At 44.7% G+C, this 19,171-nt stretch carries 17 protein-coding genes; 12 read left to right on the top strand and 5 right to left on the bottom strand.

Annotation, left to right across the window (positions count from 1 at the left end; genetic code table 11):
- Nucleotides 1–11: 11 nt before the first annotated feature.
- The 3 genes from HLM86_RS07410 to HLM86_RS07400 all read left to right on the top strand — a co-directional run bounded on the left by HLM86_RS07410 (nt 12) and on the right by HLM86_RS07400 (nt 3,074).
- Nucleotides 12–911 carry a DMT family transporter gene (locus tag HLM86_RS07410; RefSeq protein ID WP_076588288.1) on the top strand — a complete coding sequence of 300 codons (900 nt, stop codon included), beginning with the start codon at nt 12–14 and terminating at the stop codon, nt 909–911.
- Between the two features lie 159 nt (nt 912–1,070).
- Nucleotides 1,071–2,312 (top strand): leucine-rich repeat-containing protein kinase family protein, encoded by a 1,242-nt coding sequence (locus tag HLM86_RS07405; protein ID WP_076588286.1) that lies wholly within the window; start codon nt 1,071–1,073, stop codon nt 2,310–2,312.
- Between the two features lie 105 nt (nt 2,313–2,417).
- Entirely contained in the window at nt 2,418–3,074 is a 657-nt protein-coding gene (locus HLM86_RS07400) for a cupin domain-containing protein (RefSeq protein WP_076588284.1), read from the top strand.
- A gap of 25 nt (nt 3,075–3,099) precedes the next feature.
- Here the strand turns inward: HLM86_RS07400 and HLM86_RS07395 are convergent, their stop codons facing one another.
- The 4 genes from HLM86_RS07395 to HLM86_RS07380 all read right to left on the bottom strand — a co-directional run bounded on the left by HLM86_RS07395 (nt 3,100) and on the right by HLM86_RS07380 (nt 5,448).
- Nucleotides 3,100–3,831, bottom strand: a complete 732-nt coding sequence (locus HLM86_RS07395) for an SDR family oxidoreductase (RefSeq protein ID WP_076588282.1) — start codon at nt 3,829–3,831, stop codon at nt 3,100–3,102.
- 250 nt (nt 3,832–4,081) lie between these two features.
- Entirely contained in the window at nt 4,082–4,801 is a 720-nt protein-coding gene (locus HLM86_RS07390) for a YebC/PmpR family DNA-binding transcriptional regulator (protein ID WP_076588280.1), read from the bottom strand.
- Nucleotides 4,802–4,894: 93 nt separating this feature from the next.
- A complete protein-coding gene (locus HLM86_RS07385; protein ID WP_076588278.1) occupies nt 4,895–5,104 on the bottom strand; it encodes a DUF3283 family protein in 210 nt (69 codons plus the stop codon).
- Between the two features lie 143 nt (nt 5,105–5,247).
- Nucleotides 5,248–5,448: a PA3496 family putative envelope integrity protein gene (locus HLM86_RS07380; RefSeq protein ID WP_076588276.1), complete on the bottom strand. Its 201-nt coding sequence runs from the start codon at nt 5,446–5,448 to the stop codon at nt 5,248–5,250.
- Nucleotides 5,449–5,792: 344 nt separating this feature from the next.
- Between HLM86_RS07380 and HLM86_RS07375 the strand changes: the two genes are divergently transcribed.
- On the top strand, nt 5,793–7,175 hold the full coding sequence (locus HLM86_RS07375; RefSeq protein ID WP_170882512.1) for a protein kinase family protein: 1,383 nt from the start codon (nt 5,793–5,795) through the stop codon (nt 7,173–7,175).
- A 298-nt stretch (nt 7,176–7,473) separates the two neighbouring features.
- Here HLM86_RS07375 and HLM86_RS07370 read toward each other — a convergent pair whose 3' ends face one another.
- Nucleotides 7,474–9,444 (bottom strand): replication initiator protein RctB domain-containing protein, encoded by a 1,971-nt coding sequence (locus HLM86_RS07370; protein WP_076588272.1) that lies wholly within the window; start codon nt 9,442–9,444, stop codon nt 7,474–7,476.
- A 1,224-nt stretch (nt 9,445–10,668) separates the two neighbouring features.
- On the opposite strand from HLM86_RS07370, the gene HLM86_RS07365 reads away from it, so the two are divergent.
- The 8 genes from HLM86_RS07365 (at nt 10,669) to HLM86_RS07330 (ending at nt 19,155) form a co-directional block, all read left to right on the top strand.
- Complete coding sequence (locus HLM86_RS07365; protein WP_076588270.1) at nt 10,669–11,886, top strand: ParA family protein; 1,218 nt, start codon at nt 10,669–10,671, stop codon at nt 11,884–11,886.
- A gap of 7 nt (nt 11,887–11,893) precedes the next feature.
- A complete protein-coding gene (locus tag HLM86_RS07360; RefSeq protein ID WP_076588268.1) occupies nt 11,894–12,865 on the top strand; it encodes a ParB/RepB/Spo0J family partition protein in 972 nt (323 codons plus the stop codon).
- Between the two features lie 106 nt (nt 12,866–12,971).
- Nucleotides 12,972–14,966 carry a tRNA(Met) cytidine acetyltransferase TmcA domain-containing protein gene (locus HLM86_RS07355; RefSeq protein ID WP_170882511.1) on the top strand — a complete coding sequence of 665 codons (1,995 nt, stop codon included), beginning with the start codon at nt 12,972–12,974 and terminating at the stop codon, nt 14,964–14,966.
- Nucleotides 14,967–15,352: 386 nt separating this feature from the next.
- Nucleotides 15,353–15,634, top strand: a complete 282-nt coding sequence (locus HLM86_RS07350; protein ID WP_076588264.1) for an STAS domain-containing protein — start codon at nt 15,353–15,355, stop codon at nt 15,632–15,634.
- A gap of 5 nt (nt 15,635–15,639) precedes the next feature.
- Nucleotides 15,640–15,999, top strand: coding sequence for a response regulator (locus HLM86_RS07345; RefSeq protein ID WP_076588262.1), 360 nt, complete (start codon nt 15,640–15,642; stop codon nt 15,997–15,999).
- 43 nt (nt 16,000–16,042) lie between these two features.
- Nucleotides 16,043–18,133: a chemotaxis protein CheA gene (locus HLM86_RS07340; RefSeq protein ID WP_170882510.1), complete on the top strand. Its 2,091-nt coding sequence runs from the start codon at nt 16,043–16,045 to the stop codon at nt 18,131–18,133.
- A 48-nt stretch (nt 18,134–18,181) separates the two neighbouring features.
- A complete protein-coding gene (locus tag HLM86_RS07335; RefSeq protein WP_076588580.1) occupies nt 18,182–18,685 on the top strand; it encodes a chemotaxis protein CheW in 504 nt (167 codons plus the stop codon).
- Entirely contained in the window at nt 18,685–19,155 is a 471-nt protein-coding gene (locus HLM86_RS07330; RefSeq protein ID WP_076588258.1) for a chemotaxis protein CheW, read from the top strand. The genes HLM86_RS07335 and HLM86_RS07330 overlap by 1 nt, the downstream gene beginning before the upstream one ends.
- Nucleotides 19,156–19,171: the final 16 nt, after the last annotated feature.

Below are 19,171 nucleotides of genomic sequence, written 5' to 3'. Positions count from 1 at the left end.
GACAAGTGACCATGAATATACTCCTTGCAATGATCCCCGCTTTTTTCTGGGGTACGACCTATGCCGTCGCTCAGTTTTCCCTACCAGACTGGCCTCCTCTCTTACTCGGGGCCATCAGAGCCCTGCCTGCAGGGCTGCTTCTACTGCTGATCAAACCTTCTTTACCCAAAAAAGGAGACTGGGGGGTCCTGTTTCGGTTGGGGCTCGTCAATATCGCCATCTTTTTTAGTCTGATCTTTGTGATGGCCCTCACTCTGCCTTCGGCGATCTCTGGGGTAGGCATGTTGTCCGTACCCGTGTTCGCAATCTTCTATCAGTGGCTGATCAACAAAAAACAGCCCAATGCTATTCAAAGTGTCTGCGGTGCTGCTTTGATTGCCCTGGCGTGGGGATTATTCAACCCCAGTTCGCTCGATTTAAACCCAATGGGGTTGGCCGCCATGTTGGCCGCGATTTTATGTATGGTGACAGGAAGCTCACTGACACAATCTCTTGGGCATCGTATCCACTGGTGGACTGTCTTAACGTGGCAACTCATATTAGGTGGGGCGATACTGTCTTTCGCAGCCGGCGTTGAACTTTGGATCAATCCATCCGATTACCTCACACCGTTACAACATTTTTCATTACACAATGCCATTGGCCTCGTTTGGATTGTGGTTCTCAATACCGCACTTGGCTATGGTTTGTACGTTTGGCTATTACAACGAATGACCGTGGTCAACTTTACTTTTGGGGGTATTGCTAACCCACTTGCTGGGATTGTCACTGGCCTTATCTTGTTGGGAGAATCATTCTCACCGATTCAATACGGCTTGATGGGAGGGATGATTATCTTATCATTAATCCCCAGTGCTGCACTGACCTACGCCAAAGCGAACGCCAATGTGGTAATGCCAAAGGCACCATAAGGCGACGGGCATACAAGGCTGCCTTTTACATTGTAAATAGATAGAGAAAGTGGCTCGAAGCAACCACATTGAAGAGAAATACAACGGGCTATCGCCTTATTGGAGCATTGCGCGTAAACTGCGCGCTCTTTTCCAAATATACGCAAAGATGGACCCAAAGTGCATACGGTAGAACAACTCAAAAATGGTGAATTAAAGGGCCTCAAACGTTTAAGGCTTGCTGAGCAACTGACTCAACTCCCACCCGAGATAATAACGCTTGCAGACAGTTTAGAGATTCTGGATGTCTCGGACAATTTACTGACCGATTTACCTCAAGAGTTAAGACGATTGCCAAAGCTCAAAGTGATTTTTGCTTCCAACAATCGCTTTCGTCATCTTCCTTCTATCTTAGGGCAATGTGCACGGCTTGAAATGGTTGGCTTTAAAAACAACCAAATTGTCGATGTCCCTAACGATGCGTTGCCACTGCAACTTCGCTGGCTTATCCTAACCGACAACGAAATCAACGCTCTGCCAGAATCGTTGGGGCACCGCCCGCGACTGCAGAAACTCGCGTTAGCGGGTAATCGCATTCAAACGCTACCCAATAGCTTTGATAACTTGGTCAATTTGGAACTGATTCGATTGTCCGCCAATCAGCTACACGCCTTTCCTGACGTGCTACTTGAATTGCCTAAACTTGCTTGGATGGCATTTTCTGGGAACCCTTTCTGCCAGAATTCCGCTCACACGGAGCGAGTCCCGCAGGTCACATCAGGATGTTACTCGTTAAACCATGTTTTGGGCCAAGGTGCCTCAGGTGTCATTTCACATGCCGATTGGTCCAATGATCATTTTGATTTCCCAGCACATGTCGCGATCAAAAAGTTTAAAGGTGCTGTGACTAGCGATGGCTACCCTAAGGATGAGCTTCACGCCTGCCTAGCCGCAGGACATCATAAAAACCTAGTGAAATCGATTGGGCAAGTCAATGAAGACAACTACCTTGCTCTGGTAATGGAACTGATTCCCGACAGTTTTTTCAATCTTGGTCAGCCACCAACACTGCAAACCTGTACGCGGGATGTGTTTGACCCTGACTTTCGTTTATCCCTCCCCATGATTGAACGAATCGTCACACAAATGTTGGATGTGTTTCGTCACCTGCACGATAACAAGGTTTGCCACGGCGACCTGTATGCTCACAACGTACTGATAAACGCGCAAGGTGACATCATTTTTGGTGACTTTGGGGCAGCGTCTATCTACGGCTATTTAACCGAACGTCAACAACAAGGTATTCGTAGAGTAGAGGCTCGAGCATTAAGTCATTTTATCGATGATCTTCTTTCTGTATGCATAGATGATGACAACTCAACGTTCCAACATCTGAAGAACCTGATGCAACTGGCCCAGTAAGACACCATAAAATGTCTTACTATTTCTGTTCCACTTAAAAGTTTAGGGTAAAGATGAACCACTGCGTGACAAGCATTGAATACGAGGTCATAAAGGGAGAAAGTCATGCTCAATATGAATTTTTCTGAACGAGTCGTGGTTGATACAGAATCAATGTCTTGGCTAGCCAGCCCAGCGAACGGCGTGTGGCGTAAACCTCTTGAACGTCAAGAGGCGGAGTCGGGTCATACCACCAGTATTGTCCGTTATGATGCTGGTTGCTCCTTTAAAACACATCACCATCCTTTTGGCGAAGAAATCTTTGTTTTAGATGGGGTATTTTCAGACGAAAATGGCCATTACCCTGCAGGGAGTTACCTTCGCCACCCTCCGGGTAGTCATCATGCACCATTTAGCGCCCAAGGCTGCACTATTTGGGTTAAGCTCAACCAGTTCAATCACAAAGATCACCAAACGGTGAAGATGGAGACCAGAAATAGAAGTTGGTTGTCTGACATTGAAGGGTTTCTCTACATGCCCTTACATCAATTTGAGAATCAACATGTCATTCTAGTCAGATGGTCTGCAAAGGAATGCCCTCTTCTTCCCCGCCATTTCGGGGGTGGCGAAATCTTGGTTATCGCAGGGACACTGGCTGATGAATACGGACATTACCCGACAGGCACTTGGATACGGACACCCCAAGTGAGTACCCACTTTCCGTTAAATGCGCAAACCACGACGATATTGGTTAAAACTGGGCATTTGCCCATATCAAACTGAAGCGTTGTATTTTGTTTGACAGGGTTTATCTGCCCCCAGCAATGTCCAAGATAGACCCCGTCACATATGACGCGTCATCAGAAAGCAACCATGTGATGGACTGCGCAACTTCTAACGCCGTCCCTCCACGTCCTAGTGGAATTTGCGGTGCCAGCCTGTCGACTCGTTCTGGTTCTCCGCCATCAGCATGTATTTCTGTGTAGATGCATCCTGGACGAACACCATTGACCCGAATACCTTGTGACGCTAGCTCAAGAGACAGGCCTTTAGTCAACGAGTCCATTGCTCCCTTTGAAGCCGCATAATCAACGTATTCAAATGGCGCTCCTGTCCGCGAAGCAGCAGAAGAAACATTAACAATAGCGCCCTGAACGTCGTTCTGATTGATAAAAGCTTTACAACAGAGAAAACAACTCAGTACATTCGCCTCCATGATCCTCCTGAATCGATCGACCTCCATATCGCTCAGTTTGGATTGACCGAACAGAATGCCCGCGTTATTAACCAAATGCGTCGCTTTACCATATCGCTGATTCACCTCTAAAAAGAGTTTGGCAACATCCTTCTCTTCGGACACATTGGCTTGACAGGCAAACGCTTCCCCTCCTGCGTGGCGAATGTGGTCCACCACTTGCTCTGCGCTTTGATGATTTTTGAGATAGTTGACACAAACCGAATACCCTTTTGAAGCGAGCAGCTTAGCCGTTGCCGCACCAATACCCCGCCCCGCGCCTGTCACAATCACGACCTTGTTCACACAACCTCCTCAAATTAGCTTTAATCTTTCACCAACTTTACACTGTAAACATGGTTAGCTCTCCATCAAAAAAATAATTAATATAATAATATCAATGTATTAGTTGGTTCAATTTGACTAAAAAAGACAAACTTGTCAACGATGAAAGCACGTACTGATTCCGCTCAAGTATATGGGAAGGGCTCAGCACTATCTTCCGACAACAAAAAAGCCGAGCATGGTGCTCGGCTTGTTCATTTCGTGTCTCGTCTTATGAGACTTCAGCGTTATGATATACCTGCTGAACGTCGTCACAATCATCGAGCATATCTAGAAATTTCTGGAATTTCTCCACATCGTCACCAGAGACTTCGGTATGCGTTTGAGGCACAAATGTGATTTCTTCCACATCCAGAGCCAGATCGGGATAAGTGCCATTTAATGCAGTCTTTGTCTTAAAGAATTCGGTATGGGGAGCGAATACCGTAATGACCCCTTCCTCGAGTTCAATATCGGTGACGTCGACATCTTCCATCATTAGCGCTTCGAGCACTGTTTCTTCGTCTTCACCTTTAAACTGGAAGACGGCCTGATGGTCAAACATATGCGCAACAGTGCCCGGACCGCCAATTTTGGCGCCCGTCTTGACGAAACATTGGCGGACATCCTGATAAGTGCGGTTACCGTTGTCAGTCAGACAATCCACAATCACGCTTGCACCACCAGGACCAAATCCTTCATACCGCGCAGGTTGGTAATCTTCACCACCACCCCCCGTTGCTTTATCAAGGGCTTTTTCAATAACGTGCGCTGGAACCTGATCCTTTTTGGCTTTTGCAATCAGGTGTTTCAAAGACAAGTTCATGTCTGGATCGCCGCCACCGTTTTTGGCACACATGTAAATTTCTTTACCGTATTTGGAATAAACTTTTATTTTTGCGCCTGCAGTTTTCGCCATAGAGGCTTTGCGCACTTCAAAACTTCTTCCCATCGGGATGTTCTCTCTAATTCAATTTAACGCGAAGGATTTTAGAAAAAAAGCGAGCGTATTTCAATTTCTCACTTTGCAGAGACAAACGACGCATCAGGCGACGCCCATTACTCGCTTATATTTAGCTACAGATTCAAGAAAGAGAGTACGTTCACCGTCATCGTTGATCTTGGCCGCCTGTTGCTCAATTTCATCTGGGCCCGTTTTTGCTTCACGCAGTTTCCATACGAGAAAGGACGCTCGCTTATCAAGCTCAATTTTATTTTTCTCGTTTGCAGCCAGTCTAGACAAGTTAATCGACATACTCGTGTTCAGTATCTGTAAAATATGGGAAGAGAATATAACACATTGCAGGATAGGTTAGGCAAGTAAACCTTAAGCGGTGCACCAACAAAAAACGAAAGGGTGACACCTATCGCCACCCTTTTGATAAAAAGTCATTGGGATTAAGAATCCAATATACCAAGCTCCTTCGCTTCTTCTATCGTCAGGCCGCTTTCACGTATCTCTTTTAATGTCTCAATACGACGGCGAGCCTCCGCTGATTTCACGTTGTTGGTTGGTTTGTGTGATTCTACTTCATCCGCGTAGTCCCATTTGTCTGTGATTTCAGACATTTCATCATGGTCAATAGAATTGATGGACATTGTCACCTCCGAGCACACCATCCTCAGGGTCAACTCACTATCAACAAACTTCGGGTCGCCCTGCTAAGAATTTTAGCTCGATATTGTGATTGCGCGAATAATTCAATCACGGTGATCCCAATTTTTATCACTAACCCGCACCCTTGGTGAAGCCAACGTTGATTGACCTGAAAATGAGATAACAGTGTGGTGTATTTTGTTACCCATTCAATCGCTGTCACGGGCTTTCTCAGAGCATATTGGTCGTATTATGCTCTATCAGAGGGTTTGACCTGATTTTGTTGCCCTCTCAGTGTTCGTATACTGACCTCTCATTCTTATGCCCTCACAGTAGGAGCCACCGTGTGACCGTGCTTATTTCCATGGATAAAGTGATCTTGTCGAGCAACGCTCATACAAAGCCATTGTCAAATGATAGCGTTTCATTGACGTCAGATCGTGTCAGAAAACTGCTTGGCGATGACCAAAACCTCGCCACTTCAACCTCATTTCGATCAAAGATCGCATCGTTGCTTCACGCACAGACCGATGATTTGTTTAAGCCTGAGTTCAAACAAAAAGTCTTCCAATCTCTTTACGACATGATTCACAAACCAGACGAGGCGAAACAATCACCAACAGAAACGTTCCACCGATTCAGTTTACTTTCAGCGATGGCGCATCGAAATAATCACGCCTTGTTCACCGTGCAGACAGAACCGACAACCGAAAGAGATAACAAGGGTCAATTGCTTTACACCGTCCGCTATCTGGTTGCAGAAGAAGCCATCAAACAGGAAAAGGTCGACGAAGTAACTCGTGACGCAATCAATGCGTGTCTCGGCTGTACGAATGAGGAACATTTTGGCCACACTCTCACTAAACCCGCAACAACGATCAATCACTACAAAGTCGTCCCTGATCCTAAAGAACGTGATAGGTTAACCGACCAGTCGTTCACACTGGGCGGAGTCAACAAAAAGGTCAATCCAGCAACAGGAACATTGAGAGCCGATACTCAAGTCGGTAGAGAAGACTTTATTCGAGAAAATGCGTTGGCTCATTATGCGAGTAACAAGCCAGATTTGAACTACTACATCTCAACCCAGCGCACCATTGAGCCGCCTAAAGGCGTCGATCCTAGTTATACCTATGCCGAATTTGATGTGTTTGACAAAAGTCAGGTGATCAGTCAGGAGCTTCTTGGCGCGATCCATGATCTTAGTCGTCATGAAGCGCAAAATGTCGCGCTGCAATTACTGGAAATATCCAAAGTCATGTACAACAACCAAGTCGCTCACCGCGATCTTCATATGAATAATTTGCTCCTTCACAAAGTCAAAGATACTGGTGAGATTTTTCTAAAAGTCATTGATTTCGGTAGACTCAAATACGATCAACAATTTGAACCCTATCAATTAAATGATATTAAGTACCTGTTTAATCGTCAGGGCGAATCTTTGGGTGAAACGTTTGTCCGCAACTATGTTGTTTCAGACCGGTCGGATATTGCCAAAAAACACTACCCTTTTCATAAACTCATCGATGAGTTCGAACAGCACGATGCCATGATCAACGATGTGTTATCTCAAGCCGGTAAAAAACTTGAAGCCGATTTGACGTCGGCAAAACAGGACCATGGCATGATTGACGTCGCTTTTATGCAAGCCAAGCGTGCTGTCATTCAACTTTTCAATCAAGTTCACCAGCTTGACCATAATTGCAGCAATAGAGTCACCTACGCCTAGACGATACATCCTCTGTCACTGAAGCAGCGATAACAGGCTGTTTACTTCCTTGATCATTGATCCGCTGAAAGCCAAATTTCAAATAAAAAAAAGCGAGTTCAGAGAACTCGCCAAAATATTCAGAATGAATGTAACAATATGAGCCAATCTATAGGGATAAGGTTATCCCTTGATCTTTGCGAAAGGACAAAAGGTTGTCTATTCGTGATCAAGAATAGCGATTGGTCTCCTAGCCTATGTCAGTCCGATGTCAGGGGAATGTCGTAGGTGTGTTGTTTTGGTTGTTGATCTCGGACGATTACACTGCAACTTCATCCAAAACTCTGAAAACACTTTCGTCCAAATGCCCCGCATGGACCTGTTTACACACCTTACGCCTCACAGCAAGGCCAGCAATAAGACGCTCAATCGAGAGGTGTTTGTTATCACTTTGCGCATTATATAACTCTATCAGTTTGCTCAGCGTTTCGTAGGGAAGGATTTCTTCTCCAATTCTGAGGAAGTCAAGCTTCTCTATGAGCTCCTGACACTCTTCTTGAATTGAGTTATGTGAATGCCCTGTCATTGCTGCTAGAGCCGTAATAGAGCGCTCTAGGGCTTCTGGTGAGGTATATTTCGATAACGTTATGGTAATTTCGTCAGCATTGATTTCGACCAAGTGTTTTCTTAGCTTCACGCGGCGGCCCAATTTTCCTTTCGGAGAACGCTCTTTACGTTGAATGGGTTCAAACTCTCCATCAATAATTTGCGACATTTCATCGAGTTGTTGTCTCGTGACCATTTCGTTTCGTAATGGGTTGGGTAACGTCGGAGCCATATTGCGTTTACCCGCATTTGTGGTGCGGGCTCGTGAGTAACGCAACACTTCTTCGGCGTCGCATTTAATATCGAATTGATAATCTTTGATCTTTGTGCCGTCAGACAACTCGGAGATCGTTAGGTGATAACCCCATAAGTTGACAAGGAGAGGCGCTTCACTGTCTTTTCCGTCGGACAGTTTTTTCAGCTCTCGGATCAGATCCATTGAGAAACGTCGCCACTCAATGTTTCTGGCGAGTTTTTGATTCAATGCACTTAATAGCATTGTATCTGTATGTCGGCGTGACATACGACTACGAAAATAGCTGTAAAGCTGAAAGACCAATGTATGCTGTCTGAGGATCTCCGGTGGGAACAAAAAGAAATAGTCTCGAGTGAGGAGTTCCTCGTAAAACGAAGGTTCCCAAACCAATATGTACAGATTGGGTTTGATACGTATTTCACCATCGGCCCCTTCCGTAGGCGCCTCCTCTGAAGCCGTTATGGTGCGAGCGATAAACCGGAAACGATCACTTTTAAATCCTTCTGGCATATTTTCACTTAACCAACGTCCCGTTAATTCATGAAGCTGAAAATCCGTAAACTCAATACGATCAATACTGTCCCGAATGGCATCGCGTGCAGGTCCACTGTCTTTTTTGCCACGAAGGGAGAGAATGTCCGTGATGTAGAGCGGTGTTTTGTTTGGGGCCTGTTTTGCATCAAGCTGGTATTGATGTTGATGGTGATCGTGATACTGCACAGTCAGTGTAAACAAAGCAAACAAGGTCATCAGATCATCGACTGTCATGATATTTTTGGACGATCTTGTTTCGATCACAGCCTTGGTACCTGAGATCGAAACCATACTCTTTTGATATTGTTTACGTGTTCGCGGTGGGGCAAGAGCCTGATCAATAATACCAGCCCAGTTTGTTGGAGACACGACAAACTGTTCAGCTTCATCTTTCATTGCAGGGGGTGTATTTAAACCATATTCATTGAGTAATCGTTTATTTACGTGTGTTTGAGCCAGTGCTTTAGACCGTTTTTGTCTCTCATTTTGTTTCACGGATTCTGTCATTAAGCTTGTTGCACCCAACGCAGAGATCAATTGATTTGGGTTAACAAAACGATGCAACATGGTTTTACCAGCTAGGCCTTCTTCAAACCGCACTGGAACTTGATGAAACAACCCAATATTGACAGCAGCGCGTAATCTCTGTTGTATCGCTGCTCGGGTGAGCTGGCCGTCTGTAGCATCAATTAACTCTGTGGTGGAAACAAAACCGTCTTTGCTACTGAAGCCTTGGAGTGATATTAGATTCAGAAGTTCGACAATGCTTTTAGTCACGCCTTTAAAATGTTGATATTGTTCGATCCAGCTGATTGCTATTTCTGATACCTCGAACATATGCCCATCTTTGTGACTCCGAGGAGCCTTGATCAATATCTTATCTTCTGAACTCATTTATTATGATCCATATCACACTAGCCGTAATACCACTATCGTTCCGAAAGAGTAAAGAAAAAATCAGGATAAATAAAGAAAAATTTTCCTGTTTCTTTAATCCCTGATCTTATGATTAAAATGATCTAAATTGATTATATGATCTATTGATCCAGTTCGTGATTTCAACCTAAATACTTGAAATTAAATTAGTTATTTTATCCACAGCTGAAAGCATGATCATAGTAAACTCCGAAACATGATCATCAAACTTATGAAAGCATGATCAAATTCATTCAGAATGATGATCAACGTGGCCTCGAATACATGATCAACAGAAGCTCTGAAGCATGATCATCAACTCTTCACACTTTATCCACAGATCTGGCGTTGTCGGCAATGCAGACCTCAATGGTTGTCGCTATTTTTGGTCATTAATGTTCGAAACAATGATCAAGGTTGTGTTCTTTTTGGCCGTAAAGCGGGCGTTTAACGTCAGTGGATAATCCATTCGACATGATTGAGCAAATAAGGGGGCTAAATACACGTCGTGACTGAACCTGTAAGCATGATCAAGGTAAAGTTCGGTTGTATACGGCAACGGTCGTGTATCTCAAATAAGTTCTCAAATTTGTTGTTGTGCTTAGAATCACTTAGTCCACCTGCATTCAATCGTAACTTAGCCGAGTATTTACATGCTTCCGGTAGCTTTGGTTGCTTGATCATTGATCCGAATAACGATCCTTATCTTAGGTTAGTAAACTTGAGCCAAAGATTGGTTTTTTTCCTTGATCATCTTTCCACTGAGGGATTATTTTAGTGAAAGCATGATCAACGTTAATTCCTTGATCATCGTTTCGAATCTTAGTTTATTTATCGTTATCCGACTCAAATTTCATTTGTAGCTCTGTTTTCTAAGCAGTAAACCTCTTTCGACGATTTTTACTGTATCGAAATTACACTGGCCGTAAAATATCGGTTGACTACAATCGTTCCGTTCAAAAGGGGATGATATTTACATTGTAAATAAGTGACCTCGTAACACTTTAATTGTGTCTACGTTTCCGTGGAGAAACTAAAGGGTTTTAAATGATATATTGAGACATTTTCAACTGACATCATTGAATTGACGAACATTAATATTATTAATGTGATTTTAATCTATAAATGTTCGTTCACCTTTTTGTTGTGTGAGCCATTTTATGCTGTACAATGTACAAAGATTACTTACAACGGATTTTGGCAATGAAAAGAGAACAGACAATAGAAAATCTCATTCAGCTCGCTGAACAAACGGCTCAGGTTCAGGCTGATCGAATTGAGATAGTGTTAGAAGAACGCAGTGATGAACATTTTCCGCCTATGTCGAAAGCTTTGATGGAAACCCGTTCGGGCTTAACTCGCAGAAAACTGGACGATGCGATTAATAAATTAGAAGAATCAGGTCATCAGTTTACTAAGAACAACGCCAACCACTATTCACTTTCTTTGCAAGAGGCACACATGTTGATGGATGCGGCTGGTGTGCCAAAATTTCATGAACGTAAACAACACAGTCAAAATAAGCCATGGATAGTTAATGTTCAAAACCAGAAAGGGGGCACTGGTAAATCGATGACGGCGGTACATCTCGCGGCTTGCTTGGCACTCAATCTTGATAAGCGCTATCGTATTTGCTTGATAGACTTAGACCCGCAAGGTTCGTTGAGACTATTCCTGAATCCTCAGATCAGTTTGACGGATCATGACAATATTTATTCGGCCGTTGATGTAATGTTGGACAATGTCCCTGAAGGGGTTGAGGTTGACAACAATTTCCTGCATAAAAATGTCTTGTTACCTACGCAGTACCCAAACTTGAAAACCATTTCAGCTTTCCCTGAAGATGCAATGTTCAATGCAGAAGCTTGGCAGGATTTGTCTCAAAACCAGTCTTTGGATATTGTTAAGCTGCTAAAACACAAACTGATTGATAAGATAGCCGACGATTTTGATATCATCATGATTGATACCGGTCCGCATATTGACCCGCTGGTTTGGAACGCAATGTACGCTTCAAATGCGTTATTGATTCCTTGTGCGGCAAAGCGTCTTGACTGGGCGTCGACGGTCAACTTTTTCCAGCATTTGCCAACGGTCTACGAAATGTTTCCGGAAGATTGGCAAGGCCTAGAGTTTGCCCGATTGATGCCAACGATGTTTGAAGACGACAATAAAAAACAGGTCGCGGTACTGACCGAAATGAACTATTTGTTGGGAGATCAGGTGATGATGGCCACCATTCCACGAAGCCGTGCATTTGAAACCTGTGCAGATACCTACAGTACGGTCTTTGACCTTACGACAGGAGATTTTGAAGGTGGTAAAAAAACACTGGCCACAGCCCAAGATGCGGTTCAAAAGAGTGCACTTGAATTGGAGCGGGTCCTTCACAGTAATTGGTCTTCATTGAATCAGGGGTAACGAAAGAATGGCAATTAAGACTTCAGATTTAAACGCTAGATTATTTGGAAAAGCGAATAAACGCCATGCAACAACACCAGAGGAAGCGCAGCAAGCGGCAAAAGATCAAGCTCAGGTGATTGAACTCTCGGTAGCGGGAGAAGAAATGGTGACATTTGAGTTGGTTCGTATTCCAGCCAGTCATGTTGCTAAACAAACCGTGGTTTTTTCAGAGAACGCTCGTGAGCAGTCTTTTCTCAATGAGCATGCGCTGTCGGATGTACTAGTGACTCTCTCAGAGAGAGGGCAACAATATCCAGCGGTCGGACGTAAGCAAAAAGATGGAAAGATCGAGGTGCTTGACGGTAGCCGTCGTCGTATGTCGTGTATTCTGGCTAAAAAAGACTTTCTTATTTATGTTGCTGAAAAGATAACAGGTGAGCATGCCAAGTTCCTTTCTGACGTTGCCAATGCCCATAAGCCTTTATCTTTGTATGAGAAAGGTCGTGAAATGCAGACGAAGCTTGATAGCGGCGAAGCGGAAGATCAAAAAGCACTCGCAAAAATGTTCCAGTGCAGCGAAGCTTTGGTCAGTGGGGCTCTTAAGGCGGCGGATTTGCCGCTGTCGCTATTGCAAGCTTATCCGAATGTCGCTGATCTCGGCCGTCCAACGATAGTGAAGCTTCATAAACAATTTAATGAGTTAAGTGAGGAAAACCAAACTCACTTACTCAGCAAGTGTCAGTCTACTGATGGGTTTGTTTGGCAGCGTAGTCAGGCTCACGGGGTTGCCCGAATCACGAAAGAGGTGTCGGAAGTGATTGAGCGATGGATCGAAGAGCTGTCGCCGAGTACGCGTGTCAGAAGCCAAAAGGTCGAGCTTGTCAAAGGTCGAGCGACATACAGCCGTAAGGGTTCTGATCTCGCGCTTAACTTGAAGAAAGTGGATGATGCATTGATGCAAGAGATTCTCGATTTTGTCGCAGGAAAGGTTAATTAAACCTAATCATTTCTGTTTAAAGCCGCTTTCGCGGCTTTTTTTCTCTCTCTCTTTTCCCGATTAACTTGTTATAATTCGTTTACTTTTTGATTTTTCTGATGCGGCGATGAACACATTCTTTTCCCTACTTAATGATGCAGCAAAACGCGCAAACCAACGGTTTGGTATGGTATTGCGAGGACAGCGTGATTGGCAAATAACGACGCTTGCCGTTGCAAAGCAAGTCTATGCTGATTCGACGGTGTTTCAGTTGGGAGGAGAAATACAGCCAGAAGTCACTCGATACGTGAATGTCAAAAAAGGCCAGCAATTGCTTGGACAAGAATGCGGGTTACTCATCTGTGATTTTTCTGATGGCTTTGATGCCAATTCCTTTAGTGCAGCTTTGGGCTGCGTGCATGGCGGGGGAGGGGTTATTATCTTACCCACGCTGCGGCCTGTTCAGTCGTTAGGTGCTCAGTGGTTAGACACCGCATTTTGTCAGTTACTTCAACTTGAGCAAGGGAAGGCGTTACCCGATCTGCCTGTATTTGCAACTGATCAAGGTCAGCCATTGGCTGAGCAAAAATGCGCGATTGAGAAAATTCGCAAGGTCGTTGAAGGTCATCGAAAACGACCATTGGTATTGACGGCGGATAGAGGCAGAGGAAAGAGCAGCGCATTAGGACTGGCGGCCAGTGAAATGATGCCTTTACGGAAATTGCGCATATTGGTAACAGCGCCAAGTCTAGCCACTGTTCAGCCTGTGTTCGAGCATGCTCATCAACATTTGCCCGGCTCGACCTTAAAAAAAGGCCACTTGCAATCTGACGCATCGGAACTGATCTTTATCGCCCCTGATGAGCTATTACGCACTGAGCCTGAATGCGATTGCCTGTTTGTTGATGAAGCCGCGACCATCCCTATTGCCATGTTGCAAAAAATGGTGGCACGCTATCATCGCTGTGTTTTCTCCAGTACCGTTCATGGTTACGAAGGTTGTGGTAGGGGGTTTACGGTGAAGTTCCAAACCTGGCTCAAACAGCATCGACCGCAGGCGGTATTCTTTCACCTCGATCAGCCAATTCGCTGGAATACTCAAGATCCGCTTGAGAAGTGGCTGTTTGAGACTTTTCTGCTTGATAGTGAATTGAAAACACCGCTCCTTCAGGGCACAACAGAGTGGCAACTTGAAGCGATAGACAAACAGGAATGGATTCATGATTCGGGTAAATTGAAAGCGTGTTTTGCTTTATTGGTCAATGCACATTATCAGACCTCGCCCAACGATTTGATGCTGATACTGGACGATCAGGCAATACAATTATTGGGTTGTTTCATCGATGGATTGTGTGTTGGATGCATATTGACGATAGCAGAAGGTGGATTAGACGCTGATCTCATTAATGCGGTACAACATGGACGGAGGCGGCCGAAAGGTCATCTTGTTCCCACTATGTTGGCCAATCACCTCGGTTTGTCAGAAGCGGCCAGTCAAACCAGTGTGAGGATTATGCGAATCGCCATTCATCCAGATTTTCAACAGCAAGGTATCGGCTCTGCATTCATTAAACAGCTTGCGGCATTAACAACCCATGACTTTATCTCCACCAGCTTTGGGGCCACCAGCGAGCTGATTCAATTCTGGAGTAAGAATGGTTTTAGCATCGTTAAACTGGGTGTACAGCGTGATAATGCCAGTGGTTGCCATTCTGTTGCGATGATTAAAGGCGATACCCGTTGGCTAGCGGATGCTAAGCGGCACTACGCTCAGTCATTTCGTTTTCTTATCAGCGAATCGTTTGCTGATATTGAAACCGACATTGTACGTAATCTAATCCCCAAAGGTGATGCTTCCACAGCCTCTTTAAGGCAGCGCCCACTCATAGAACATTACTGCTTAGGTGGAGGGAGTTATGAGAGTGTGGCGATATTTGTCGAAGAATGGCTATTGTCTTCTCACCAAGCACTCACTTGCAGTTCTGATTTACTAATACGAAAAGTTCTCCAACGATGGAGTTGGAAAGCCTGTAGCCAAGAATTCGCTTTGGCAGGCAGAAAACAATCAGAAACGCAATTTCGCGCAGATTTGTTGGCGCTGATCAATACTCTTAAAAGTTAACATGGACCTTTAAAAAAATGTACACTGTAAAAATGACGAACCTTGATGTCATGGGGCGCAATTTTACAGTGTAAATAATGGAAAATTACGGCTATGCAACGACGCTATGTTAGTGTTTTTCAGATGAAAATTGATTTAGATCAAATTATATGAAACCGCATTGTATGCGTGACCCCTAAATTATGAGTATTTTTCCTAACATTTATCTCTGTTGTTAACTGTATAAAAAATATAAAAATTTTACCGAACAATAGCCAACATATCTCGTTAGTCTTTGATCTCTCCCCCTTTCTTGGTTTGCGAATTACCCATTTCTTCCTACACTCAACACTGAGCGTAAAGCTTACATAACGGCTAGGAAATTAAAAGAAAAGTGAAGGTTAAACATGGAGTGCTTACTTCCTGAGGCTTTAGACATTTCTACTGTGCTTGACACAGTAACCCAGTACAAGGCTTGGCTGGATAACACCGATCCCATTCGACTCAACGCCGAGTGCGTGACACGAGTGGATGCGGCTGGCATTCAACTGCTTTCGTCTTTTTTTATTTCCGCGAAAAAGAATCAACAAGACATTCAATTGTGCAAACCCAGTGTTCCTTTGCAAGATGCAATAGAAACATTGGGTTTGCAAAAAGTGTTTGAGTTAGCAACGAAAGTCGGAGAGTAATCACGATGACTAAGATTCTCGCAGTAGATGATTCCGTATCCATTCGCCAAATGGTCAGTCACACGTTGAAGGATGCGGGTTATGACGTAGAAACCGCTAATGATGGGCGTGATGCCCTCAGTAAGGTGGCAAGTAACAAATTTGATGTGGTGATCTCTGACGTTAATATGCCCAATATGGGTGGTTTTGAATTGGTCAAAGCACTAAGAGATAAACCCCAGTATAAGTTTATTCCCATTTTGATGTTAACGACGGAAACCAGTGCAGAAAAAAAACAGCAAGGAAAATTAGCGGGTGCGACGGGATGGCTAGTTAAACCCTTTAATCCGGAAACATTGCTGAAGACATTAAAACGAGTGATCTAAAAAAAATTAAACGCTACTAACGTCAGTAGGCAAGGAAAAGCGTATGGCTTTAGACATGGAACAACTGCGCAAGATGTTTTACGAAGAGTGTCGTGAAAATCTTGAGGTGCTCGAAGATGTTTTAGTGAATTTAAATGTGACGTCGGTTGATGACGAGTCCATTAATACTATTTTTCGCGCAGCCCATTCTATTAAAGGTGGAGCAGCGACCTTCAACCTCCTCGATATTAGTGAATTTACCCACTCTGTTGAAGCCTACCTAGACTTAGTTCGTAATCATGAGCGAGAACTGACGGTTGCCACCCTCGACTTATTGCTGAAAAGCAGCGATTGCATCCACACAATGCTGGAGGGACACGAGCAAGGCCATGAAGTCGATACCGAATCCCAAAAACAGATCAGCGCGCAATTACATGAGTTGTTAGGCGAGGCTGCTGTAGAGCCTGAGCAAAACAATCAAGCGGTTGTTGAAAGTGAGACCACGGCTCCACATCAACAAGGGGCTTATTGGGCGGTGTATTTTGAGCCTCATCGCGAAATGTTCTTTAGCGGTAATGACCCGTTACGTATTCTCAGAGAGCTGAAAGATCTCGACGCTGATTGCAGTATGACAGTGGACACTGAGGCTTTACCTGACATTGAAGTCATTGAAGCAGAATTGTGTTATCTCAAATGGCAAGCGACGTTGAATGGCGAAGTCTCAGAGGAGAGCATTCGAGAAATTTTTGAGTGGGTTGAAGATGAGTGTGAACTTAAGGTAGAGCTTAAAACGGAATCCGTTGAGGACCCGACTGAACAAGACAGCGTCGCCGATTCATCGACTGTCGAGCCTAACCAATCTCAGCCACCCCCTCCATCAGAAGCGTCGGCTTCGCCTTCGGCGCCAGCAACCCAGAAGCCACCGAAAGGCGCTAAATCTGATTCTAGTGTGACCTCTATTCGGGTGGATATCGATAAGGTCGACAGTTTGATCAACTTGGTTGGTGAGTTGGTCATTACTCAGTCGATGCTGACGGAAATTGGCAATGACTTTACGATCGACAAGCTGGAGAAGCTTAAAGTCGGTCTCGATCAACTGCTGCAAAATAGCAAAGATCTTCAGGAAAACGTACTCAATATTCGCATGTTACCAATGAGCTTCGCCTTCAGTCGCTTTCCTCGATTGGTGCGCGATTTGTCTGGTCGTTTGGAAAAACAAGTTGATCTTCAGATACAGGGAGAACAGACCGAACTCGATAAAACGGTGTTGGAGCGGATTGTTGATCCGCTGGTTCACTTGGTCAGAAACGGCATCGATCACGGTATTGAACTTCCCGCGATCCGTGCTCAACAGGGGAAACCAGAACTGGGTGTGATTAGTCTCAATGCGTACCACCAAGGTGGCTCGATTGTGATTGAAATAAAAGATGATGGTGCGGGCCTCAATTGTGAAAAGTTATGGAATAAAGCGATAGAGAAAGGAGTACTGGCGCCGGACTCACGACGTGAAGACATTGCGGATAAGCAAATCATGAACCTTATCTTTGCGCCGGGTTTCTCGACGGCAGAAGAGGTGTCCGATATTTCTGGTCGTGGTGTGGGTATGGATGTGGTGAGGCGAAACATCGAAGAGCTTGGCGGTCATATTGAAGTTGAATCGCAACTGGGCTCTGGCAGCTGTTTTACGATCAGTCTTCCATTGACGCTGGCTATTTTGGACGGTCAGTTGGTCAAAGTCGGCGGAGAGGTGTACGTCATTCCGTTGTTGACCATTGTTGAATCTATTCAAATTGATACCAGCTGTATCAAGCTCGCTTCTGGTGGCGTGGAACTCTATCGACTTCGAGAAGAAAATATCCCCATTCTGCGTTTGCAAGAAGAACTAAAAATGGGACAAAGCGGCGCGCTTGACGAGCGTATTTTGTGCTTTGTCGAAGCGGCCGGTAATCGGGTTGGTTTGTTACTTGATGAGTTGCTTGACCAGCAACAGGTTGTGATTAAAAGCTTAGAATCGAATTACAGTAAAGTACCCGGAATTTCAGGGGCGACAATTTTAGGTGATGGCTCCGTTTCACTGATTCTTGATATTCAGGGCTTGATTTCCCATTTTCTTAATCGTTCTTCTGATTCGAATAACAGTGGTATGGCGGCTTAAGGAGGTCATATGGATGCATCCGCACAAACCCAATCTCAGTCACGGGAGATGATAGAAGAACAGGCGCAGGCGACACTGCATCAGGTCAGTCAAGAGGGTGTGTCTGAAAGCGCTGACTTTTTGAGTTTTAAACTGGAAGGTGAACTGTATGGGGTGGACATTAAGGACGTCGAAGAGATTCGAGTTTGGGAAAGACCAACGCCAATCCCCTATTCACCTCAATTTGTCAAAGGGGTGATCAACTTACGGGGGATGATCGTGCCCGTGGTTGATTTACGCAGTCGATTTGATGTTGGCGACAGTGAGTATCTGGCGACAACCGTGGTGATTGTTTTACGTTTCCAGACTGATGAGTTGGAGCGCTTGATGGGTTTGGTTGTTGATGCGGTTAGTGATGTGGTGAGTCAGGGGCAAAATGAACTCTATCCGAGTGTGGGTGAATCAGCGGTTACCCCCTACTTACAGGGGCTTCTTAATGTCGGTGATCAGGTGATGTCATTGCTCAATACCGAGGAACTACTCAACATCGACGCTATTTTGAGGAACCAATGATGATCATGCCGCAAGAATTTTTAAGCTTTCTTCTCGGTGACGAGGAATACGGGGTTCCCATATTGGATGTGCGCGAAGTGCGCGGTTGGAGCGCTGTTCGAGAAGTGCCTAATTCTCCAGATTTTATGTTGGGTTTGTTAGAAATACGGGGTGAGTATGTACCGATTGTCGATATACGAGCACGATTTGGGTTATCGCTTGCGGAAATCGGTGCGACTACGGTAGTCATAGTACTTAACGATGCCCAAATGCACCCACTGGGTATTATTGTTGACGGAGTGTCGGAAGTGTATCCGTTAACGGATGAACAAATAAAACCAGCACCACATGTATCGGATTCAGTTGATCATAGTTACATTCGAGGCATTGCTTCGGTTGAAAATGGTCACTTAATACTAATCAAACTTGAAGCTCTATTTGACGTATCGGAGCTTGCTGTACCTGACCAGACTGAAGAGAGTTGGGCCTAGCATACAGACGAAGCAA

Origin of the sequence: Vibrio ostreicida (assembly GCF_013074385.2) — a bacterium.
Classification (GTDB): Bacteria; Pseudomonadota; Gammaproteobacteria; order Enterobacterales; family Vibrionaceae; genus Vibrio; species Vibrio ostreicida.
This window is presented reverse-complemented; position numbering and strand designations above follow the sequence as displayed.